This window comes from Maribellus luteus (genome assembly GCF_003576475.1).
GTDB lineage: Bacteria > Bacteroidota > Bacteroidia > Bacteroidales > Prolixibacteraceae > Draconibacterium > Draconibacterium luteum.
The window spans coordinates 529,719-553,938 of record NZ_QWGR01000003.1; the positions used below are offsets into that span (position 1 = coordinate 529,719).

Annotated in this window: 12 protein-coding genes; all 12 read left to right on the plus strand. The window is 45.7% G+C overall.

Annotated elements, in window-relative coordinates:
* Nucleotides 1-3: 3 nt before the first annotated feature.
* The 12 genes from D1614_RS07825 to D1614_RS07880 all read left to right on the plus strand — a co-directional run bounded on the left by D1614_RS07825 (nucleotide 4) and on the right by D1614_RS07880 (nucleotide 24,148).
* Nucleotides 4-3,348: a golvesin C-terminal-like domain-containing protein gene (locus D1614_RS07825; RefSeq protein WP_147384107.1), complete on the plus strand. Its 3,345-nt coding sequence runs from the start codon at nucleotides 4-6 to the stop codon at nucleotides 3,346-3,348.
* 104 nt (nucleotides 3,349-3,452) lie between these two features.
* On the plus strand, nucleotides 3,453-4,958 hold the full coding sequence (locus D1614_RS07830; RefSeq protein ID WP_119437330.1) for a TolC family protein: 1,506 nt from the start codon (nucleotides 3,453-3,455) through the stop codon (nucleotides 4,956-4,958).
* Nucleotides 4,959-4,978: 20 nt separating this feature from the next.
* Entirely contained in the window at nucleotides 4,979-6,037 is a 1,059-nt protein-coding gene (locus D1614_RS07835; RefSeq protein ID WP_119437331.1) for an efflux RND transporter periplasmic adaptor subunit, read from the plus strand.
* A gap of 71 nt (nucleotides 6,038-6,108) precedes the next feature.
* Nucleotides 6,109-9,231: an efflux RND transporter permease subunit gene (locus D1614_RS07840; protein ID WP_119437332.1), complete on the plus strand. Its 3,123-nt coding sequence runs from the start codon at nucleotides 6,109-6,111 to the stop codon at nucleotides 9,229-9,231.
* A 67-nt stretch (nucleotides 9,232-9,298) separates the two neighbouring features.
* On the plus strand, nucleotides 9,299-14,023 hold the full coding sequence (locus tag D1614_RS07845) for an efflux RND transporter permease subunit (protein WP_119437333.1): 4,725 nt from the start codon (nucleotides 9,299-9,301) through the stop codon (nucleotides 14,021-14,023).
* Between the two features lies 1 nt (nucleotide 14,024).
* Nucleotides 14,025-14,744: a hypothetical protein gene (locus D1614_RS07850; RefSeq protein WP_119437334.1), complete on the plus strand. Its 720-nt coding sequence runs from the start codon at nucleotides 14,025-14,027 to the stop codon at nucleotides 14,742-14,744.
* A gap of 153 nt (nucleotides 14,745-14,897) precedes the next feature.
* Nucleotides 14,898-16,157, plus strand: coding sequence for a peptidase U32 family protein (locus tag D1614_RS07855; protein WP_119437335.1), 1,260 nt, complete (start codon nucleotides 14,898-14,900; stop codon nucleotides 16,155-16,157).
* Nucleotides 16,158-16,224: 67 nt separating this feature from the next.
* Entirely contained in the window at nucleotides 16,225-17,091 is an 867-nt protein-coding gene (locus D1614_RS07860) for a hypothetical protein (protein ID WP_147384109.1), read from the plus strand.
* Nucleotides 17,092-17,420: 329 nt separating this feature from the next.
* Nucleotides 17,421-17,993, plus strand: a complete 573-nt coding sequence (locus D1614_RS07865; protein ID WP_119437337.1) for an RNA polymerase sigma-70 factor — start codon at nucleotides 17,421-17,423, stop codon at nucleotides 17,991-17,993.
* Nucleotides 17,994-18,079: 86 nt separating this feature from the next.
* Complete coding sequence (locus tag D1614_RS07870) at nucleotides 18,080-19,069, plus strand: FecR family protein (protein WP_119437338.1); 990 nt, start codon at nucleotides 18,080-18,082, stop codon at nucleotides 19,067-19,069.
* A 357-nt stretch (nucleotides 19,070-19,426) separates the two neighbouring features.
* A complete protein-coding gene (locus D1614_RS07875; RefSeq protein ID WP_206609945.1) occupies nucleotides 19,427-22,555 on the plus strand; it encodes a SusC/RagA family TonB-linked outer membrane protein in 3,129 nt (1,042 codons plus the stop codon).
* 12 nt (nucleotides 22,556-22,567) lie between these two features.
* Nucleotides 22,568-24,148 carry a SusD/RagB family nutrient-binding outer membrane lipoprotein gene (locus D1614_RS07880; RefSeq protein WP_119437340.1) on the plus strand — a complete coding sequence of 527 codons (1,581 nt, stop codon included), beginning with the start codon at nucleotides 22,568-22,570 and terminating at the stop codon, nucleotides 24,146-24,148.
* The last annotated feature ends 72 nt before the right edge of the window (nucleotides 24,149-24,220 follow it).

A 24,220-nucleotide genomic window follows, 5' to 3' on the forward strand; every position in this document is an offset into this window, starting at 1 on the left:
ACAATGATTTCATTACACAACATATTTTCCATTGCCAAGTACGAACGTAAAACACTGTTCCGCAGTTGGTTTTTCCGCATATTCAGCGTTTTGTCCTTACTGGTTTTATTTGGAATGAATTTCGGAATGGTGATAGAGGGCGGCGGAAGCGATGGCTGGGCCATCCGGGCCATTCCGAGCGCTATCCCCTATTTTAACCTCTTAATCCTGAACGTGGCACAGGCCATTATTGCGGTTTTCCTGGCCTCCGATTTCTTAAAACGCGACAAAAAACTCGATACCACCGAGGTGATCTACATGCGTTCGATGACCAACGGCGAATACGTGATCGGGAAAACGCTGGGCAATATGCAGGTTTTCCTGACCCTGAATATCGCCGTGGTGATCATGGCACTTATTTTCAATCTTCTAAGCGAAGGAACCGTTGTAAACTGGGCTTCTTACGCGATCTACCTCTTGTTGATCAGTATCCCTACCCTGGTGTTTATCATGGGTCTTTCGTTTCTGCTGATGAGCGTTATCCGTAACCAGGCCATCACGTTTGTTCTGGTGCTGGGTTACATCGGAATAACCCTGTTCCTGATCCAGGCCAAATTTTACTACATCTTCGACTACATGGCGTTCAACATCCCGATGCTGAGTTCCGATGTGGTAGGCTTTGGTAATCTGCCCGTAATTCTGGCACACCGCGGAATCTACTTCGGGCTCGGAGCTGGCTTTATTTTTCTGACCATATTTTTGCTAAAACGATTGCCTCAGTCTGAAGGAATGACATGGTTCTCCATACTTTTCAGCATTGTGTTTATTGGCGGAGCAGGCTACCTGGCATTCAATCATATTTATTACTTCAAAAATGCCGAAAAAATACGGGCTGAGATAGTGGAGCTCAATGATAAGTATGTAAGTGAACCCATGGTTTCGATCGTGGGCAACACCCTGAATGTAACCCACCAGGGAAAAACGATTGATGTTTCTTCGGAACTGGTAGTTACAAATGCGACTACCAAACCCATGGAAAAACTGATTTTCAGCCTCAACGGCGGGTTGAAAATAACTGACCTGAAAATAAACGGCACATCCACAGCTTTTTTGCGCGACAAACAACTCGTGATCGTTTCAGACAAAGTGAACATGCAGGCAGGAGACACGGTCAACATCAGCTTTTCCTACTCAGGATCGATTGACGAAACTTATTGCTACCTTGACATTGACGAAGAAACCAGGTTGGAAAAACACGGCAAATTTGTTTTGAACGTTGACAAACGCTATGCTTTTATCGATCCCAATTTTGTGTTACTCACCAAAGAAGCCAACTGGTATCCGAAAGCCGGTGTTACTTATAGTTCGAAGGATGTTAGCTGGCACCAGCCCCAGTTTACCAGTTTTGATCTGCGAGTTAAAACCAGCCCCGGATTACAGGCTATTTCGCAGGGAAGCATCCGGGAAATTTCGGACGGAGAGTTCCGTTTCGAAAACGAAAATCCTTTAACGCAGGTATCGCTTACCATCGGAAATTATAAACAAAAAAAGATAGAAGGGAAAGACGTGGAGTTTGGTGTCTGGTATTTCGAAGGGCACGACTATTTCTCGCAGGCATTCTCCGAATCAAAAGATACCATTCCGGCCATTATCAATGAACGTTTTGAAGATTTTATCCGCACTTACAACCTGGAGTTCGGTGCAAAAAGCTTATCGATTGTAGAAGTTCCCGCACAGTTTAAAACCTACGAGCGCATGTGGACTTCCATTCAGGAGGCGGTGCAGCCCGGGCAGATTTTCCTCCCTGAAAAGGGTTTTATGATACGCGAAGCCGATTTTAACAAGCAAAAAGAATACATGGGGCGCTGGGGTGGACGCGAAGGCGAAATGACCGATCAGGACAAGGAGATTCGGGTGCTGGAAGGATTCCTCCGGAAATTCACTACCGAAACCGAAGAGAACCGCAATTTCAGACGTGGCCAAATGACCATGAATCAATTTGGAAATCCGTATTTTATTTTCCCGATGCTGTACAATTTCCAAAACAACATTCAGTCTGACAGATGGCCGATTACCAACCGGGTATTTGAAGCATACCTGAAAAACCAGACTCTGAACATGCGCTCGATTTTTATGAGCAACATGAACGGAGAAAGCGAAGACGTACTCGCCAACATTGCGCTTCAGGACGAAACATTTGAGCAAATCCTGGCCAATCCCGATCAGAAAGACATCGTTGACAATGTAATCAAACTAAAAGGCGATGTGTTGTTCTCGATGATTCAGTGGAAAGCCGGACAACAGGAATTTGAGGATTTCCTGCGCAAAATACTGGCTGAGAATAAATTCAAAAATATCAGCTTTGAAGACTTCGACCGACAAATCAACGAAGCCTTTGACATTCAGCTGGTACCAATCATGGATGACTGGTTCAAAGCACGGGCGCTTCCGGGTTACTTAATTGCGCCGGTAAAAGCCGTGAAAGTAAAAAGCGGCGATGCCATGCAAACAATGATCAGCACCAAAATAACCAACTTCTCGGATGTTGAAGGCCTGGTGAAACTATCGTTCCGGATGGGCGGCGGTGGCGGCAGAGGAGGCTTTGGTCCGCGTGGCGGCGGTGGAAACGACGATGTCATCAACAAACTCGTATTTCTGGAGGCACACCAGACAAAAGAACTAAGTTATCTTTTTGATGGCGAACCAAGAATGCTTATTCTGAATACCATGACTTCGAAAAATGTTCCGCAAACCATGATGGAGGGCTTCCGCGAAATTGAAGAAGATCCCAAAGCAAAACCCGAGGAAAAGGAAATCGTTACCGATGTGCCTGTTCTGCTAAAACAGCCCAACGAAACGGTGGTCGACAATGAAGATCCCCAATTCAAAATCACCAGCAATCACCATGTGAGTTTACTCGAAAAAATGATTGTCAGGGAAAAACAGCAAACCCGCCGTTACCAGGGGATAAACTGGTGGAGGCCCCCAACAAGCTGGACCGCCACTACCAACGATGAATTCTACGGAGAATACGTTCGTTCGGGCTATTACATCAAAGGTGGTGAAGGCGACCAGGTAGCCACCTGGAATGTTCCCGTGCAAAAAGCCGGATACTACGATGTTTATTTTCACCTGTATAAAATGCGCCAGCGTGGCCGCGACCGTGGAGAAGATAAAGGGAACTACAATTTTATCATCCACGCAGACGATGGCCCTGAAGAAGCAGCCCTCGATATCCAGAATGCAGAAACAGGATGGAACCACCTCGGGTCGTTCTACTTCTCGCCCGACACGGCGAAAATAGAACTAAGCAACAAAACACAACTCAGAATGGTGTTTGCTGATGCGGTTAAAATTGTGGAATTGTAAATTGGGCAACCATAACAACTGCCGGTTAACGATCGTAGAATTTACCGGCCCCTCTGCTAAAATGCGGCAGTTTAAAAGATAGAAAACAAAACAAACTTAATAAGATGAAGAAGAGCAAGTTCAAACAATTTCAGAAAACCATTCTTCTGGTAGCTTTCCTTGCAACGGGCATTTTTACGGCCCCGGCACAGGAAGCACTTACACTGGCAAAAGCTTTGAGCATTGCCGAAACCGGCAGCCCCGATCTGCAACAATCGCTGCTAAACCTGGAACGTTATCAAAAAAGCCTGGAAGCACAGCGCGCTGCCCTGAAATCAAGGTTTTCGCTGGAAGTGAATCCGGCAAACTACAGCAAACAACGCCGTTTCGACAACCGTTTTTCAGAATGGTACACCAACGAGAATTTCGAATCAAATACTTTGTTCACCATTTCGCAACCCATTCTGCCAACCGACGGAACCATCTCTCTAACCAACGAATTCGGGTGGTCGAGCAGTAAATCAACCCTCGCAGCTGACAAAAGTGAAAGTAAAGTTTTCTTTAACAATTTATACCTGAATTTAAACCAGCCGCTGTTTACCTACAACCGACTGAAACTGGAGCTGAAACAGCTGGAGCTGAATCTGGAGAATGCCAACATCAGCTATGCCATTCAGCGCCTCAACCTGGAAAAAAATGTGACCCAGTATTTCTACAATGTTTACATGGCCCAGATGAACCTGAGCATTGCCAAGGAAGAACTCGCCAATACCCAGAAAAGCTACGACATTATTGTTAACAAGGTAAATGCCGGTTTGGCTGCCAAAGAAGAACAATACCAGGCTGAACTGAACCTTTCCACGGCCAAATCAACGGTTCAAAACAATGAAGTAAATTTCGAGAATGCCAAAGATCAACTCAAACTTTACCTCGGAATGGATTTGTACCAGGACATCATGATCCTGGCCGACATTAGCGCCAACCCGGTAAAAGTGGACCTTGATCTCGCTATTCAAAACGGGCTCGATTCGAGAATGGAGCTTCGCCAGCGCGAAATTGACGTGGAAAACAGCCAGTTCAATTTGATTGAAACCAAAGCCTTAAACGAATTTAAAGGTGAAATGAACCTGCGTTTTGGGATTACCGGCGATAACAAGGATTTTGGAAACATCTACGAAAACCCAACCAAAAGCCCGTCGGTAGGAGTAAGCTTTAACATCCCGATCTTCGACTGGGGCGAAAAGAAAGCACGGATTGCTGCCGCCGAAGCATCCATCCGCTCGCAGGAACTAAACCTGTCGGAAGAGAAAAAACAGATCATCGTGGATATTCGCCAGGTGTACCGGAACCTGCAAAACCAACTGACACAGATCGACATTGCCAAACAAAACGAACGCAATGCACAGCTAACGTATGAAATTAACCTGGAGCGCTACGAGAACGGCGACCTTACCGGTATGGACCTGAACTTGTACCAAACCCAGCTCTCTGAAAAAAAGATCTCATACAGCCAGGCGCTAATCAATTACAAGATTGAATTACTCAACCTCAAAATTCAATCCCTGTTTGATTTTGAAAGAGGAGAAAAAATCCTCCCCAATGAACTTTACCTCACACAAGACAAAAAATAACCACTGAAAAACTTAGAAAAATGAAGAATATAAAATTCCTTTACCTGGCTATTATTGTTGCAAGCGCTATTTCGTGTAACAACCAGCCTTCGTCAGAAAGCAGCGATCTGGCCGTACCCGTTTCAGTTGAAACCGTCAAGTTAAAAAGCATTCAGCAATTTATAACCACCACCGGAACGGCCAAGGCAAAGTCGGAGACCGAACTTACTTCAGAAATTGAAGGAGATTATCAGCTCCAGGTAAACCCGAAAACAGGCCGTAAGTTTAAATTGGGCGACCGCGTTGAAAAAGGCCAGACGATCATCAAATTTGAAAACGAAGAATACCTGAACGGACTGACCATTGACTCCAAAAAACTGAACCTCGAGATTTCGCAGCAGGAATACGAAAAGCAAAAATCGCTGTACGAAAAAGGCGGCGTTACTTTGCGCGAATTACGCAATTCGGAAGTTTCGTCGATCAATGCCCAGTACGAATTTGAACGGGCACAGATTCAGCTGGCAAAAATGCAGGTGGTGGCACCCTTTGCAGGCGTGATTGTGGAGCTTCCATACTACACCGAAGGCGTGCGTGTGCCTTCGGGGCAAACCATGGTTAAACTGATGAGCTACGACCAGATGTATGTGGAAATCAATCTACCGGAAAAGAATATTTCAGAAGTACAGGTAGGGCAAAATGTGCTGATTACCAATTACACGCTTACCCAGGATACTTTGCCGGGGCGCGTGACCGAACTGTCGCCGGTGATCAGCGACGAAACCCGCACTTTTGCAGGAAAACTTCAGATCGACAATCCGGAACTGAAACTTCGCCCGGGAATGTTTATCAAAGCCAACATCATCACCGCCCAAAAAGACAGCGTGGTGGTTATTCCCAAAGATATTATCCTGTCGGGATCGCGCGGAAAATATGTGTTTGTTGTGGGCCGTAACAGCTCGGCCGACGACCGCCGCATTACGACCGGAATTTCAAACCAGGATGAAATTGAGATTGTGGAAGGCCTTGCACCCAACGATCGTTTGATCATCAAAGGATTTGAAACGCTTCGCGACAATTCAAAAGTAAAGGTGATTTTATAATAAAGCCGGAAGCCGGGAACAGGAGGCAGCAGCACTTCCAACTTCATGCTTCCAACTTCTAACTTTATATTATGAAGAAATTAACGCAATTTTCTGTCAACTATCCGGTTACCGTGCTGATGGTAGTGTTGGGGGTAATTCTCCTGGGCTACATTTCGTACGACAAGCTGGGCGTTGACCTTTTTCCCGACCTGAATTCTCCGCGCATTTTTGTGGAAGTGACTTCGGGAGAAAGACCACCCGAAGAGATGGAGAAACAGTTTGTGGAAAACATCGAAGCGCTGGCCATCCGCCAGTCCGATGTTATCCAGGTAACTTCCGTTTCTCGCGTTGGATCGGCACAGATTACCGTGGAATATGCCTGGAACAAAGACATGGACGAGGCTTTCCTCGACCTGCAAAAAGCACTGAATACACTCACCCAGAATTCGGAAATCGACGAGCTGAAAATTACCCAGCACGATCCCAATACCACTCCGGTTATGACCATCGGGCTGACACACAACGAAATCACCGACATGAACGAGATCCGGAAAGTAGCGGAGAATTACATCCGCAACGAACTGGTACGTCTCGAAGGTGTGGCCGAAGTTGAACTTTCCGGGCAGGAAGAAAGCGAAGTGATTATTGAAACCGATGTTTACCGGCTCGAAGCACAAAACCTGTCGATGGATGAAGTAGCCAACCGCATCCAAAATTTCAACCGAAACGTATCGGGTGGCCGCATTACCGACATGGGAACACAGTACATTGTTAAAGGTGTTTCCATGCTGCAATCGATCGAAGATTTCCAGAACCTGATTGTAGGCTACAAAACCGTGCACAGCCAAACTGCCGGGCAAACACGCTCCAGCAACGAAATGGCGCCGATCTATCTGAAAGACGTGGCAAGTATTCACATCGGCAATAAAAAACCCACCAACATTGTGCACATCAACGGCGAACGTTGTGTTGGATTATCGATCTACAAGGAAACAAAATACAATACCGTAAAATCGGTGGAACAGATCAACGAAGCGCTGGTTTCCATCGAAAAGGCGCTGCCCGGGTACAAACTTACCGTTGTTTCCAACCAGGGCCGCTTTATCAGCAGCGCCATTGGCGAGGTGCAGGAAACAGCCCTTATCGGTATTCTGCTGGCCGTATTCATTCTGTTCCTTTTCCTGAGAAGAATCGGAACTACTGTGATTGTGAGTGTGGCCATCCCTATTTCGATCATCGCCACCTTCAACCTGATGTACTTCAACCACCTCACCATTAACATCATGACTTTGGGAGGACTTGCATTGGGGGCAGGTATGCTGGTTGATAACGCCATTGTGGTAATGGAGAACATATTCCGAAACCACGAAAACGGAATGAGTGTGCGCGAAGCCGCCATTTCAGGGACTGCTCAGGTGGGGGGTGCCATTACCGCGTCAACGCTAACCACGATCATTGTTTTTCTGCCGATCGTATACCTGCACGGAGCTTCCGGAGAGTTGTTCAAAGACCAGGCATGGACCGTGGCTTTCTCGTTGCTTTCGTCGCTGGTGGTGGCCATTTTCCTGATTCCGATGATGTACCATCGTTTTTACCGGAACCAAAAAGCACCGTTAAAAGCGAAATCCATTAAAGTGGGAGGCTACGGCCGCTTTCTTCAAAAAATACTGAAAGCCAAATGGCTGGTAATTATCTTCACAACAGTTTCGATCGCTGCCTCTGCTCTGCTGATTCCTTTTATCGGAACCGAGTTTATGCCCAAAACCGAAACCCGGGAACTGACGGTTGAACTGAAGTTACAGGAAGGTACCAAACTGGAACGTACCGAAGCCACCGTAAAAAGCATCGAAAGCATTTTGATGGATTACCTGGGTGATAACCTGGCAACCATTTATTCGCAAGCTGGCCCGTCAAGCGGAATGACCGGTGATGCCAACGCTGTTTTCCAGGGAGAAAACACGGCAGAAATGAAGATCATTCTGAAAGAAGATGCTACCATCAACACCGAAAGCATTGTAAAAACACTGGATAAGCTCACCGCCAACATTGAAGGACTCGAACTTAGTTTTACGCAGGAAGAAAGTGCGCTGCAATCCATCCTCGGAACCGAAGATGCTCCGGTAGTGGTGGAAGTTCGGGGGACAGAAATGGATGAAATAGAAAACGTTGTGAACCAGGTAAAAGAAAAAATGCAGGGGATCAACGGCCTGTTCAATATTAAAACTTCGATAGAAGACGGAGCGCCGGAAGTGGAAATCAAGGTAGACAGGATGCGCGCCGGAATGTACGGCATCAACATAGCTACTGTTATCAGCCAGATTCAGGAACAGCTGGAAGGAAAAGAAGCAGGCGAGCTGGAACGAAACGGCGAAATGCAGGACATTACCATCAAAGTGCCCGAAAAAGGCATCGACGAAATAAGTTCCTTCCTGATTACTTCGGGCGACCAGGTATTCCGCCTGAATGAAATCGCCGATATTTCTTACGGGGTTTCACCCAAAGAAATCATTCGCAGAAACCAGAATAGACTTGGAAAAGTAACTGCACAAATGGACAAAGGCATGGCGCTCGACCACGTTTCCAAAGAAATTCGCGAAGCCACTGCCGGTATCGATCTTCAGCCCGATTACCGCATTCTGGTAACCGGCGAAGAGGAAAAGAGACAGGAATCGCTCGACAATCTGGCCTTTGCGCTGCTGCTTTCCATCGTTTTGGTCTACATGGTGCTGGCTTCGCAGTTCGAATCGCTGATCCATCCGTTTACCATCCTGCTCACCATACCACTGGCCGTTGTAGGAACGATCCTCATCTTTTTTATCCTCGGAAAAACCATCAACATCATGGCCATTATCGGGGTGATCATGCTGGTGGGTATTGCGGTGAACGACTCCATCATTCTGGTGGACCGGATCAACCAGCTGCGAAAAGACGGGCTGGACCGCACACAGGCGATACTACAGGCGGGGCAGCAACGTATCCGCCCGATCATCATGACCAGTTTAACCACTATCCTGGCCTTGCTTCCGCTTACGGTAGGCTTTGGCGAAAGCGCTTCGCTGCGCTCTCCGATGGCCCTGGCAGTTGTGGGAGGTTTGGTAACATCTACCCTGCTCACACTGGTGGTGATTCCCTGTGCATACGATGTACTGGACAGAGTCCGGGGATTGTTTGTAAAATCGGAAGATACACCAGCAGTTGAAATTGCTGAATAGGTAGATGAATGGAAGAAAGGAACGTCAATAATGTCTTTCCATAAAGACTTCCGCAAAAAGAAGAAAAATGAAATTCATCATACATAGAAAAATATTCATCAGCATGCTTTTTTTGGGGCTGACCATGCTTGGGTACATCTCCTACAAAAGGCTGCCGGTGGAATTAATGCCCAATGCCGAGCTGCCCATGCTTTTTGTGCAGATCCAGTCGCGCACCCAGGTCGATCCCAAGTACATGGAGAACCAGGCTGTGATCCCGATCGAAGGCGCCATTGGTACCATGGAAGGCATTGAAAGCATGGAGTCGTACATCAACAACCAGTCGGCTTCCATTCAGGTCAACTTTAAGCAGAACGTCAACTTTAAATACACCTTCCTGAAACTACAGGAAAAGATTGACCTGGTAAGCGCCAGCCTCGACGACAACTTTGTGGTGGTGGTGAACAAGGTCGACATTGAGCAGCTCACCAACCAGTTTATGGAACTGCAGGTAAGAGGAAGTGGCGGGGTGGACCGTGTGCGCAACATCGTTGACCAGGAAATAACCGCGGAAATGGAAAACGTGGACGGCGTTGCTTCGGTTACGGTTTACGGTGGTAAAGAACGCTCGATTGAAGTTACCTACGATGCAGCTGCCTGCGAAGCCTACGGAATTACACCGGCCCAAATCAGCAGTGCCATTTCAGGGAATTCGCAAAACCGCACATTTGCCGGCTACCTGCACGAATCGGACAAAAAATACTTTGTACATGTAACCGCTGAATACGACAATGTTTCAGACATCGAGAACATTGTGGTGGCCGACGGACCGATCTTTTTGAAGGACGTGGCCGATGTGTTTTTTGGCGTGAAAGAAGAAACGTCCATCAGCCGTATTAACGGGCTCGATGCCGTTTCGATGCTACTCGTCAGCGATTCGCAGGCCAACCTCATCGAATTATCGCACAAGGTGCAGGATCAAATCGCCACGTTGAATCAAAAGCTGGCATCAAAAGATGTGGAAATAGTGGTGCAGACCAACCTGGCCGAAACCATGGAAAACAACATCGACCAGATCATAAACCTGGCGCTGGTGGGTGGATTGCTGGCTATTTTTGTGCTCTGGATGTTCCTGAAAAACATGCGCATTGTTTCCTTTATCGCGCTGGCAATGCCCATTTCGGTATTCACCGCCTTCAACCTGTTCTATGCCTTTAATATTTCGCTGAACAGTTTAACACTGGTGGGTTTGGTACTCGCCATCGGGATGCTTCTCGACAACAGCATTGTGGTACTGGAGAATATCTACCGCTTGTCGGGGAATAAAATGAGCCCCGAACAATCGGTTACACAGGGAACACAGGAAGTATGGCGCTCTATTCTGGCGGCCACGCTTACCACCATTACCGTGTTTCTGCCCTTTGTATTCTCAACCGACTACATGGTGAAGCTACTCGGAAATCACGTGGGCGTATCCATTATTTCCACCCTGATTGTTTCGTTGTTTGTCGCCTTGCTGCTCATCCCCATGGGGGCTCATTTACTTTTGAAAGGGAAGAAAAAACACAACATCTTTTACGAAAAAGTAACCACTAACAACCGCATCATTCAGATCTACATTTTATTGCTGAAAGCAAGTATGCGTGTTCCGGCAAGAACCATTATCGGCGCCATCGTTCTGTTCTTCCTAACCGTGTTTATTGTGTTGGCCATAAGTGTAAACAACCTGAGTGAAGTGGAAGAAACCCAGTTCTCGGTGTATGTGACCATGCCAACCGGGTCGACACTGGAAGCTACCGACAAAGTAGTGGCCGAAGTGGAAAGCCGCCTGAACGACATCAAGGAAAAGAAAGACCTGATTTCCAAAATTGAAGAAGAGGAAGCGATCCTGACTTTCATTTTGACAGACGACTATAAAGACATTGACGACCGCACCGTAGCCGAAATCAAGAAAGACGTGGAAGACCGTGTAAAAAATATTTCGCAGGCAGAAATCAGCCTCGAAGCACCTGCTTCCAGCTCCAGTTTCCGTGGTGGCGGTGGTGGCGGCGGGCGTTCAGGTTCGCAGGGATTTGCCCAGTTTATGGGGATCGGCAGCAACCAGGAACGCATCGTTATTAAAGGTGAAAACTTTGAAGTAATGAAAGGCGTGGCCGAAGACCTGCTCTATTACATCGAAGACCTTGAATCCATCCGCAGGGCCAGTATCAGCGTATCGCGCAACCGACCCGAGGTACACCTCTATTTCAACCAGCTTTTGCTCACCGAATACGGTGTCACGCTTAACAACATTGCCGCTGATCTGCGCACGTTTACCCGCGAATTTACGTCGGGCGTAAATTTCAAACAAGGCACCGAGGAATACGAAATTGTGATAAAGGAGAAACTCCCGGAAGGAGTGGAGGAAGATGACTCGGAAAAAGGGATGGAAGATTTGCGTCGACTTCCCATCAGCAATAACCAGGGAGCCACCCACGAATTACAGGATTTGGCCGACCTGGTGTACGCCGAAGGAATGGCACGGATAACGCGAGTTAACCAGGAAAAACAAATTGAACTGAATTACCGCTTTATCAACGAAGCAGAAGACTCAAAAGACCTGCTGGAAGCTTACCGCCTGGAAATTGACGATATCATCAGTTCCTACAAATTGCCCTCGGGCGTGGCGGTACAGGTAATTCACGAAGAGGACCAGTATGCGGAGTTCAAATTCCTGATTGCAGCAGCATTTATATTGATTCTGATGATTCTGGCCTCAGTTTTTGAATCGCTTTCCACTCCTTTTGTACTGATGTTTTCGATCCCGCTGGCAGCAATCGGCTCCTTCCTGGCGCTCATTTTTACCGGAAACAGCCTGTTTAACGCCAATACTTTAATGGGATTTATTATCCTGATTGGGGTGGTGGTCAACAACGGGATTATCCTTATCGACTACACCAACATTCTGCGAAAACGGGGCTTCCGGAAGTCGCGGGCATTAATGGCCGCCGGACTTTCGCGCGTTCGCCCGATCCTGATTACAGCCATTACCACCATTGTAGCTTTGTTCCCGCTGGCAATGGGCCAAGCGGAATATGTAGGAGCCATCGGTGCTCCGTTTGCCATTACCGTAATCGGCGGCTTATCGCTTAGCACACTGCTTACACTTGTTTTCATCCCAACGCTTTATGCCGGGTTGGAGAACTCGCTCAACTGGATAAAATCGCTGCACTGGGGCCTTAAAGCCGGAATGCTGAGCATTTTTGTGCTTGGCTCGGTATTGGTCTACCTGAAGGTAGACAGCTTTATCTGGCAATTGCTCGACTTTATGCTACTTATTATCCTGGTGCCCGGCATCGTTGCTTTTGTAATGACCAGCCTCCGCCAGGCCAACGAAAAAGTGATCGACGAAAACGAACCGATCCGTATCAAGGTACAAAAGCTGGTAAAAATCTACGACCGCGATTCACGTTTTGTACGTGAGTGGAAATCGGGCATCAAAATCAGGGAACGTGCCGGACTGACACGCGACTACAAAAGCTTGCGCGACTTCTACGACATGATTTGGCAGTTACCGCTCTTCGGGTTCCTCGTCTATTTCACGTTCTTTTACCTCGAAAGCAATCTTTGGATGTGGATTCTTTCCCACACCGTATTTTTCTTCCTGCTGTCGCTGCGAATACCGGTTCAGCAGATACTTATAAACAAACACGAAGCAACGGGAAAAATTTTCTACCTGAAACTAAATAAATGGATCTACAACCTGATTTACTGGGCTGTTCCGGCTGTTTTCCTGTTTATCTTTTACAGGAACTGGGACAACCTCGGGATGGTGATTTTTGTGGCCATTATCTGGTACCTGCTGCTGATCATTTACAGTTCGGCCGAGTACATTCAGAAAAAGAACCTGAACATTGCCCGCATCGAAGGTCGTCTCAGCGTTTTACGCCGTGCTTATTTCACATTGATCCGTCAAATACCGGTTGTTGGTAAACGCAAGAAGCCTTTCCGGGCATTGAACGGGGTTTCGCTTGAAATAAAAACCGGCATGTTTGGTTTGCTGGGGCCCAACGGTGCCGGTAAATCTACCATGATGCGGATTATCACCGGTATCCTCGAACAGAGTTACGGAAAGATCTGGATCAACGGACTCGACACACAAAAATACCGCGAAGAATTGCAGGGCCTGATCGGTTACCTGCCGCAGGCTTTCGGAACGTACGAAAACATGTCGGCCTGGGAATTCCTCGATTACCAGGCGATTCTGAAAGGTATCAAAGACACCAAAACGCGAAACGAACGTTTGGAGTACGTGCTGAAAAACGTGCATATGTACGAACGCAGGAACGACAAGATCGGCTCCTTCTCGGGAGGGATGAAACAACGCATCGGGATTGCGCAAATATTGCTGAACCTGCCACGGATCCTGGTTGTGGACGAACCTACTGCCGGTCTCGACCCGCGCGAACGCATCCGTTTCCGGAACCTGCTGGTGGAACTCAGCCGCGAACGAATCGTAATTTTCTCGACTCACATTATCGAAGACATTTCGAGTTCGTGTAACCAGGTGGCCGTTATTAACCGCGGTAACCTGAAATACTTTGGCACACCTACCGATATGGTAAACATGGGCAACAACTTTGTGTGGCAATTTTCGGTTCCCGCGAGGGAATTCGACAACATGGCCAACAAACAACTCATTGTGCACCACATGCGCGATGGCGAGAACATTAAAGTCCGCTGTCTGGCAAAGGAAAAACCAACACCCGATGCAGTAAATGTTCTGCCCCACCTCGAAGATGCTTATTTGTGCTTACTTAAAGATTTTGTTTAAAATGGCTGCAAAACTCGACATAAAAAACAGGCTTTTTATCCTGATCAAAATGATCCGCTACAACCTGAAGATCATTTTTGCCAATCGTTTTATCTGGTTTCTGGTGGCAGCACTGGCCTTTTTCCTTTTTGTGGCCGTACAGGTGGTGCTCGACAACAATACCATTACCGACGGAACGGTTTACGAGCTGCTCATTTTTCCCGGAATATTACTGATTTTCTATCCATCGGTTTTTGGTATACAAAACGACGACGATTCACGCATGCTCGAAATACTGTTTGGAATACCCAACTACCGGTACAAGGTTTGGCTGGTACGGCTGGTTATGATCTATGCACTGGTGTTTATCATCATTGTTTTGTTCTCGGAAATTGCTTCGATTCTGCTGTACAAAGTCAATATACTGGAAATGTCGTACCAGCTCATGTATCCCATTGTGTTCCTGGGCTCCATGGCCTTTATGTTTTCCACACTGATCAAAAACGGAAACGGTACGGCCGTTACCATGGTACTTATTGGCGTGGCCTTGCTTATACTGCAGGATACCATCCAAAACACGCAATGGAATCCGTTTCTGAATCCTTTTGAAATTCCGAACAACAGGAATGAAGTGATCTGGGAAGGCATTATCCGCAAAAACCGGATCTTTTTAGGGATCGGAATGCTGGTATTTATCCTTTATGGCTTGTTTAACCTGCAAAAAAGGGAGCGGTTTGTATAGTTTGTAATCCAAACTTTTACGCTTTCCATTCAATAAACAAAAGGGCAGGCTCCGGTTATTGGCGTCTGCCCTTTTGCTATTCTTTTCTGACGAATAGTAAAACGTCAGTTCTTCTTCAGGATTTTTTACCTTTGCACCGCAAAATTGAATACGATGGAAAGAAGAGATGTGGAAATAATGGCGCCGGTTGGTTCATACGAATCGCTGATGGCGGCTATTCAGGGTGGTGCAGGATCGGTTTATTTCGGGGTGGAACACCTGAACATGCGCTCGCGGTCGGCCAATAATTTTACGCTCGACGATCTGCGTAAAATCGTAGAGATTGCCTCCGTTTACAAGGTAAAAACTTATCTCACTTTAAATGTGGAAATCTTTGACGGCGAAATGCAGCAAATGCACGGAGTGCTGGATGCTGCCAAAGAAGCCGGCGTTTCAGCAGTTATCGCTGCCGATATTTCCGTTATTCAATATGCACGTTCCATCAACCTTGAGGTGCACGTTTCCACCCAGGTAAACATCACCAACGTTGAGGCGGTGAAATTCTACTCCAACTTTGCCGATGTGATGGTACTGGCGCGCGAAATGAACCTGGGCCGGGTTTGGGAAATCAGCAACCAGATTAAAGAGCAGCAGGTAAAAGGGCCCAACGGCGAACTCGTAAAAATTGAAATGTTTGTGCACGGTGCACTGTGCATGGCTACCAGCGGCAAGTGCTACCTCAGCTTGCACGAGATGAATTCCTCGGCCAACCGCGGTGCCTGCCTGCAAACCTGCCGGCGTGCCTACACCGTTACCGATAAGGAAACCGGCGCCGAACTGGAGATTGACAATGAGTACATCATGTCGCCCAAAGACCTGAAAACCATTCACTTTCTGAATAAAATACTTGATGCGGGTGTTTCGGTACTGAAAATTGAAGGCCGGGCCCGTTCCGCCGAGTACGTAAAAACCGTGGTGCAATGCTACCGAGAAGCTGTGGATGCCTATTTCGACGAATCGTTTACCGACGAGAAAGTGGAGATCTGGAACGAACGTCTGGCTTCAGTGTTTAACCGTGGCTTTTGGGATGGGTATTACCTGGGACAGCGTTTGGGCGAATGGAGCCACAATTACGGGTCGCGAGCCACCAAACGAAAGCTTTACATCGGGAAAGTAACCAACTACTTCAAAAAAATTGGCGTGGCCGAGTTTAAACTCGAAACCAACAATCTGAAAGTGGGCGAAGAAATAATTGTTACCGGGCCAACTACAGGAGTTTACCAGGGCGAGATCAGCGAAATACGCTTCGAGCTGGAATCGGTTCAGGAAGGACTAAAAGGACAACGTATCTCGGTGCCCGTGGAAACCGTTCTGAGAAGGGCGGACAAGCTTTTTAAAGTAGTTGATGCCAAAGAAGTAAGAGAACGCCGGTAGTAATTCGCTCCTATTCTTTTCTTTTTAAGAAAAACAACTTAATTTAACGGTTGTTATAATGTGCATTATGGCCCGAATCCGAATCATTGCTGTTCTCTTACTCTCGTTGCTTGCCGGTGGAAATGCATCTGCACAGTTAATGGGTTTCAGGTTTGCACTCAACTCGGGACTTTTGGTTACGGAATTTGGCAAATCAGATGTTCCGCACCCAAATGCAATTGCTCTTACACCGGCCACTGCCAAAGAAACGTTTACGCCACAACCTGCGATGGGTGCCGAAGCCGAAATTTTGTTTCAGATATCGGAAAGCACTTTTTTCGGGATTGAATTGGATTACACACATTTAAAAGGATACAATAACAATCCTCCCTGGTATAATTATTACCTCACTTCGTATTTTAAGGAATACCAGTCGTCAGACTACATGAATGCCCCGGTAAAATACAACACCACGTTATTGAACCTGGCGGTGAATTATAAATACTTCTTTTTCCGGGAAAAAACATTTCATCCTTTTGTCAAACTCACTGGAGTTGTGGCGTTGGTAGGAACCGATTTTTCTTACAAAGAGTTACCTGAAGCCGGTCTGGAATCAGATATTTTATATGCCCGAGGTACTTCCAACAGCAATTTAAAAAAGTGGCCTACCTTTCATTTCGGGGGCGGAATCGGCTTTAGCTACGACCTCTCCGATCGCCTGGCTTTTCAAATCGACGGAACTGTAACCGCCCTGAATTCCGGAATAATAAACGGGGTTCCCAACTTCACCTATGTCCGGGAAAACGGCGAAGACATTCTGCGTTACAATCGCCACATTTCGCTAACGGCCCAGGTGAGCGCGGGAATCGCTTATACATTCGAAGTAAATACAGGAGGAAAAGGCCCGGGTGGCCGGATAGATCCCAATTTCCCTTTCTACCGGAAAAAACACTAGGCAATTTTTTTTCTTTTATCTGCCTAAATGGCTTGTAAATAGCTTGCTCCGGTTAGTCTGTGTTGAATTGGATTTAAAGACCGGTGAAAGCACATAATTTTGCAAATACTGAGAAGTCAACACCTTTCCGGTTATTACAAGTATTGTATTTTTGCACCGTGTTTCCAAAGAGTTCCTGTCTGGCAATTCAGTTATCTGAGCAAAGAGTGTTAGATTTGCCTTCAAAGTCAACTCATATTTTTATAATTGAAAAAAATCCACTGAATTCAGTGCCTAATTGTCTTTATTTAAGACTCATGTAATTTGACTACAGATAAACCTGACAGTAAATGACTAATTCTTCAGACCGAAATTTAATCCAGGGAATAAGAAAAGGTGACATCGATTCATTTCGGAAACTTTTTGACGAAAAGTATTCTCTGTTTTATGTTTTTATAGAGGGGTTGGTAAAAAATTCGGTGTGGGCTGAAGATATTACGCAGAATGTTTTTTTAAAGGTTTGGGTAAACCGGGCAAAGCTAAATCCTGAACAATCAATACACACTTATCTGTATGTGCTCGCAAGAAACGAGGTGCGGGATCATTTCAGGCTTAAATCAAATATGTCGCACCAATCAGTGCAGGAAGATCACCAGGTTTATTCGGAAGACTATGCCGGGCAAATGGATGCGCAAACAATAAGTGATCAAATTGATAAAATAGTATCGCAAATGCCGGAGCAGCGTCAAAAAGTATTTGTTTTGAGCCGAAAAGAAATGTTGTCGAATAAGGAAATTGCCCATAAATTAAACCTGTCGGTGCGAACTGTTGAACGCCATATTTTTCTGGCAATGAAAGAAATAAAGCGCCACTTGCCTGCCAGTTATAATTTGCTGTTGCTCTTAATGCTTTTGAAATCTTAAAAAAAGTGAATTTTTGGTTGCGTAGTCATCCTTTTTGATTCGTTCTATTAGTGTACTCGCTATTCAGAGTATGCATTTAGTACGTTATGACAAAAACGCAGTTACAAGATTATTTTTACAACCGTTGTTCCCCGCAGCAAGTAAAAGAAGTAGAACAATGGCTGGCCAGCATCGAAGACGGCGATTCCAACGACGTGTTACTTCATGAGTTATTGGCCGGGATTCAGGTGGAAAAGAACGACCATCTGGTGAATCAGGCTTTTGACAAGTTTTTAAGCAAAGTTCAACCTGCCGGGAAACAAAAGCCTCAGAGCAGGTCTTTTGTTCGCAAAATGGGTTGGTTGTATCGTGCTGCTGCGGCCGTCCTCTTTTTACCGATATTAATGGCAGCCATCTTCTTCTACCTGCAAAAAAATCAGCCAACAGAATGGGTCGAAGCCTACGTTCCGTATGGACAAAGCAAAATGGTTTCTTTGCCGGATAGCTCAAAAATATGGCTCAATGCCGGCACCAAACTGATATATCCCAAAGAATTTAATAATTCTTATCGCCAGGTATATGTTGACGGCGAAGCATATGCCGAAATCACCAAAGATAAAAGCCGGCCATTTGTAATGTCGGCCGGCGAAGTCTCGGTCGAAGTTTTAGGGACCCGGTTCAACCTTAAATCATACAGCGAAGACTCGTACATTGCCGTGTCGTTGCTGGAAGGAGCGGTTAGAATGAATACCACCTTTAACAATGAAACCGAAGCAACCGTTCTAAAGCCCGGAGAGAGTGTCAAATTCTCAAAAAATACCGGCAAACTGACCTTAAGTGAATTTTTAGTGAGTGATGAGAGTCTCTGGCACAGTGGCAATGGCTTTTTCTTTATCAACGAACCGCTTGACGAGATTGCACTTTCTCTTGAGCGTTATTTCAACGTAAGGATAAACATCGAAAATGAGTTGTTAAAAAAGGAGCACTATTATTCTGTATTTGTGAATAATGAAAGTTTAGATGACATATTATCGGCCCTGAATGCCAGCGGAAAAATGAAGATCCGCACCAACGCAAACTCCATTTATATATACTGAACAAAAAAATACAAAACGAAGTTTAACCAAAACAATGCCTTGCCCATGAATTCAAGTTAATAAACAAAAGGCGGAGAGGCTCTTACATTCCCCGCCCTTAAGAGAATTTTAGTTTACTCGTATTAAACCAAAAAACATTAACAATATATGTATTTAAAATCAAACAATCTCAATCTGTGTCGAAGCAGACTGAGGAAATTAATAATTGTCTTTGCAATTATATTACTCGGAGGTATTACTCCTATATACTCCCAATCCATATCCGTTAACTTCAGGAACGTTACCATTAAGCAAGCCATCAAGGAGTTACAGTCGAAACACCAATATTCTTTTTCTATAAATACCAAAGACATAGAAATGGATAAACGCGTCAGTTTCAAGGCGGATAATGTTGAATTAACAGAAGTTCTGAAGCAAATCTTCGAGGGACAGGGGTGTTCCATCTATGTAAAAGACAACATTATTTCGGTAGTAAAAAAAGAAGAAAAGCAAGACAAGCCCGTAAATCAAACACAGAAAGTTAAATTAACAGGTAAAGTTGCGGATGAAGCGAATGAACCTGTTGCAGGGGCAACAATTGTCGTTAAAGGTACCACCAATGGGATAACAACAAACATTGACGGGCTCTTTGAGTTAACGGTTGAGCCTTCAAATACAATCGTTGTTTCATTTATCGGCTACAAAACCCAGGAATTTGTTGTTGGAGACAAGACACATGTAGACATTACTTTGGTCACCGAATCAATCGGATTGGATGATGTGGTTGTGACAGCATTAGGTATTAAACGCGAAGAAAAAGCGCTTAGCTACAATGTGCAAAAAGTGGGTAGCGGAGAACTGACGACGGTAAAAAATGCCAATTTCATGAATTCGCTTGCAGGTAAAGTGGCAGGTGTGCAAATCAACTCCAGCGCAGCAGGCCCCGGTTCAGCCGTAAAAGTAGTAATGCGGGGAACAAAATCGATTACTCTGAGCAATAATGCCTTGTATGTTATTGACGGTGTACCGATGAACAACTACATGTATGGAAAAACCGATGTAGGAGCATATTCTTCACAACCCGGCACTGAAAGCGCTGCTGATATCAACCCCGACGACATTGAAAGCATGTCTGTGTTAACAGGTCCTTCGGCAGCCGCCCTTTACGGATACGAAGGTTCAAACGGTGTAATTTTGATAACCACAAAAAAAGGACGGGCTGGAAAAACGACTGTTTCTTACAGCAACAGCACTACATTTTCATCTCCTCTGATGATGCCGGAATTCCAAAACAAATATGGAAACACCAATGGCCTCGCCTCTAGCTGGGGTGCTCCTACCGAATACAGGTACGATCCGGCCAACTTTTTTAACACCGGGGTGAACCTGGTAAATTCGGCTTCCATTTCAACCGGAAATGACAAGAGCCAAAGCTACCTGTCTTTTTCAGCCAACAATGCAAACGGTATTCTTCCCAACAACGAGTACGACCGTTACAACTTCACTTACCGGAATACCAGCTCTTTCTTAAACGACAAGTTTCTGATGGACGCGAGCATCAACTACATTGTACAGGAAAGTAAAAACATGGTTTCTCAGGGCCAGTATTTCAACCCGCTTCCGGCACTTTATCTTTTCCCAAGAGGTGAAGATTTTCGCGAAGTACAATTATTTGAACGTTACGATGTTGCCCGGGAAGTAAATGTCCAGTTTTGGCCGTACGGAGACCAGGGTCTATCGCTGCAAAACCCGTACTGGATCATGAACCGGATGAACCGGGAAGTCAATAGGAGAAGGTATATATTTTCGACCAGCCTGAAATACAATATTACAGACTGGCTTAATGTAGCTGGCCGCGTAAATGTTGACAACTCCAATCTTGAAAATACAGATAGCCGCTACGCCGGAACGCTGGCAGTTTTTGCAGGATCAAAAGGTCGCTTCCGGGTAGAGGACCGCGATGAAAGACAAACGTATGCCGATGTGATAGCCAGTTTAAACAAGAAGGTTGGCTCATTTTCCGTTAATGTAAACCTGGGTGCATCCATTAAAGACCGCCGGGTTAGCAGCCGCACCATCGAGGGCGATCTGGAGAAAATAACCAACTGGTTTACCATCGAGAACATGGGACGATCGGTAGGTATTTTTAAACTTGATGATGACGGGCTTAAACGTCAGACCCAATCGGTATTCGCCAACGCGGAATTTGGTTATAAAAGTTTCCTTTTCTTAACCCTTACCGGCCGTAACGACTGGGATTCAGCACTGGCGTGGTCCGAATCAAAAGAGCGCTCATTCTTCTATCCTTCAGTGGGTTTGTCGAGCCTTGCAAGCGAAGTGATCGAATTGCCTGATTGGTTTAACTACCTGAAAGGACGGGTTGCTTTTACATCGGTAGGAAACTCATATGATCCTTACCTGACACGGAGATTTTATATTTACGATGATCAGACGGACTCGTACCAGCTCTCGCGTACCAAACCAAATTACAACCTCAAACCCGAAATTACCAACTCATTTGAGGCCGGGCTTAATATGAAGTTCTTTGATGCCAGCCTTTCGCTGGATGCCACGTATTACTATTCAAATACGCGTAATCAGACCCACCTGGCAAAATTGGCCGACGGAAGAAACGACAATGTTTACATCCAGGCTGGAAATGTATTAAACTCAGGTATTGAACTGGCTTTAGGGTACGATCAGCAATGGGGAGACTTTAGCTGGGCTTCGAACTGGACTTTTACCTACAATAAAAACAAGGTTGAACGACTGGTTAGTAATTTCCAGATTGACGGTCAGGAAATAGAAATAACTGAAATCAACAAAGCCACATTAGGTAGTTCAGGTTCTCCACAGTTAAAACTTACTGAAGGAGGTACCATGGGAGACATTTATATGACTTCGGATTTCAAACGCGACAACAATGGATACATCTATCTTGATCATTCTACTTTGCTTCCTTCGATGGTTAGCCTGAACCCTGACGATTATAAAAAATTAGGATCGCTGCTTCCCAAATACAATATGGGATGGCGAAATTCATTCTCGTACAAAGGACTTCGGTTAAACGTTTTGCTTAGCGGACGCTTTGGTGGTTTGGCGGTTTCGAACACACAAGCCATACTCGATCGCTACGGTGTTTCCGAACACAGTGCCCGTTTACGCGAGGCAGGAGGCATCGCCATTAACGGAAACGAGATATCAGCTCAAGACTTCCTAAATATTGTAGGAGAAGGAACAGGTAAGGCAGACTACTATGTGTACGACGCTACCAATATTCGTTTACAGGAAGTTAGCCTCGAATACATGATACCCAAAAAGAAATTAAACAATGTGGCAGATGTTACGCTTGCCCTGGTTGGCAGCAACCTGGCTATGCTGTACTGTAAAGCACCTTTCGATCCGGAGTTGGTACCTTCTGCATCAAGTACTTTCTATACAGGTGTCGACTATTTTATGCAGCCAAGCCTGAGGAACATGGGTTTTAGCATCAAGTTACAATTCTAAAAGAACGAAATCATGAAACTAAATAATCAAAGAACAATACATAAGGCAATCATGCTGTTTTTTGCAGCATTGCTCATCACTTCCTGTACCGATAATTTTGAGGATTTAAATCTTCATCCATCCAACCCGTCAGAAAATGACCTGACAAATTCGGAAAGGATAGGCTCCTTGTTCCCAACGCTGATTTCGACCATGCACTACGCCCAGGAAAACCGGAACCAGATGGTTGAACAAATGGTTGGAAACCAATACGGAGGCTACATGGTAACTACCAATAGCTGGCAGGGAACCAATTTCGGCACTTTTAACCCTGCCAAAGACTGGGTTGACTATCCGTTTAACACGATCATGGTGGATTTTAACTCGAACTACCTGTTTGTAAAAGAAGTAACCCAAAGCACCGGGTACATCTATGCCTGGGCTAATATTCTTCGGGTGGCAACCATGCTCCGCGTAACCGACATGTACGGACCAATTCCCTATTCAAAAATAAGCGAAGGCGGATTGACAACCGGGTACGACAATGTTCAGGATGTATACCACAACTTGATTGCTGACCTGGACAACAGCATCGCTTCATTAGCCAGCTATTTGGCTGAAAAACCAACCCAAAGTCCTTTGGCTGAATACGACGTGGTGTTTAATGGTGATTTTGGGAAATGGATCAGGTTTGCCAATTCGTTAAAACTGCGCATGGCGGTTCGTATTGCCCAGGTTGACACCGAATATGCCAAAGCTGTTATGCAGCAAGCCATCGATGCCGGCCCCATTGAAGTGAACACTGACAACGCTTTTATCCCCACACAGGATAATCCCTATTACAAATCCTCACATTCGTGGGGCGACCTCGCCGTTAGCGCTGTGTTATCTGCCTACATGAACGGCTTTGAAGATCCCCGCAGAGAAGTTTACATGACTTTGGCCACTTACGGCGAAAAGTACCGGGGTGTTCGCATGGGAATTGAAAACATATACAAACCGTGGTATTCTGCCACAGCATACTTTTCAAAACCTGCGTTTGCGTCTGATTCTCCGTTGCTTGTTTATTGTGCAGCCGAAACTGCTTTTCTAAAAGCCGAAGCTGCGCTGAGGGGATGGATTCCCGGAGGCGATGAACAGGCAAGGTCGTTTTACGAGGAAGGCATCACCTTGTCGATGGAGCAACATGGTGTTACTGCCGGGGATTTCATTCAGTCAACAACGCCTCCGGAAGTTTATAAAGACATTGCAACCAATATTTCTATTTCAGTCAATACGCCGGTTACGGTATCCTGGAATGATGCCGGGGCAAGTGAAAATACCAAACTGGAAAAGATTATCACTCAAAAATGGCTGGCGAATTACCCGCTTGGTTTCGAATCGTGGTGTGATCACCGGAGGACCGGATTTCCCCAGTTTTTCCCGGCACAGGATAATCTTAGTTCAAGTGGTTTTATCGGCGATGTTACAAACAGTTCATCTCGTATGGTAAGACGCTTACCGTTTCCACAATCGCAGTACCAGGGAAATAACACGAATGTACAGGAGGCAGTGCAAATGCTGGGAGGCGACGATGTTGCCAACACAGATATTTGGTGGGCTCAAAAACCCTAATGCGATGAGTTACAAGGTGAGACGTTTACAAAACAAAAAACTTTACCTGTATGAATTTCATATCAAAAAAAA

Excerpts from the sequence above, each read along its gene's own strand:
- D1614_RS07825 (WP_147384107.1), top strand. The coding sequence starts at position 4 with ATGATTTCATTACACAACATATTTTCCATTGCCAAGTACGAACGTAAA.
- D1614_RS07830 (WP_119437330.1), top strand. The coding sequence starts at position 3,453 with ATGAAGAAGAGCAAGTTCAAACAATTTCAGAAAACCATTCTTCTGGTA.
- D1614_RS07835 (WP_119437331.1), top strand. The coding sequence starts at position 4,979 with ATGAAGAATATAAAATTCCTTTACCTGGCTATTATTGTTGCAAGCGCT.
- D1614_RS07840 (WP_119437332.1), top strand. The coding sequence starts at position 6,109 with ATGAAGAAATTAACGCAATTTTCTGTCAACTATCCGGTTACCGTGCTG.
- D1614_RS07845 (WP_119437333.1), top strand. The coding sequence starts at position 9,299 with ATGAAATTCATCATACATAGAAAAATATTCATCAGCATGCTTTTTTTG.
- D1614_RS07850 (WP_119437334.1), top strand. The coding sequence starts at position 14,025 with ATGGCTGCAAAACTCGACATAAAAAACAGGCTTTTTATCCTGATCAAA.
- D1614_RS07855 (WP_119437335.1), top strand. The coding sequence starts at position 14,898 with ATGGAAAGAAGAGATGTGGAAATAATGGCGCCGGTTGGTTCATACGAA.
- D1614_RS07860 (WP_147384109.1), top strand. The coding sequence starts at position 16,225 with ATGGCCCGAATCCGAATCATTGCTGTTCTCTTACTCTCGTTGCTTGCC.
- D1614_RS07865 (WP_119437337.1), top strand. The coding sequence starts at position 17,421 with ATGACTAATTCTTCAGACCGAAATTTAATCCAGGGAATAAGAAAAGGT.
- D1614_RS07870 (WP_119437338.1), top strand. The coding sequence starts at position 18,080 with ATGACAAAAACGCAGTTACAAGATTATTTTTACAACCGTTGTTCCCCG.
- D1614_RS07875 (WP_206609945.1), top strand. The coding sequence starts at position 19,427 with ATGGATAAACGCGTCAGTTTCAAGGCGGATAATGTTGAATTAACAGAA.
- D1614_RS07880 (WP_119437340.1), top strand. The coding sequence starts at position 22,568 with ATGAAACTAAATAATCAAAGAACAATACATAAGGCAATCATGCTGTTT.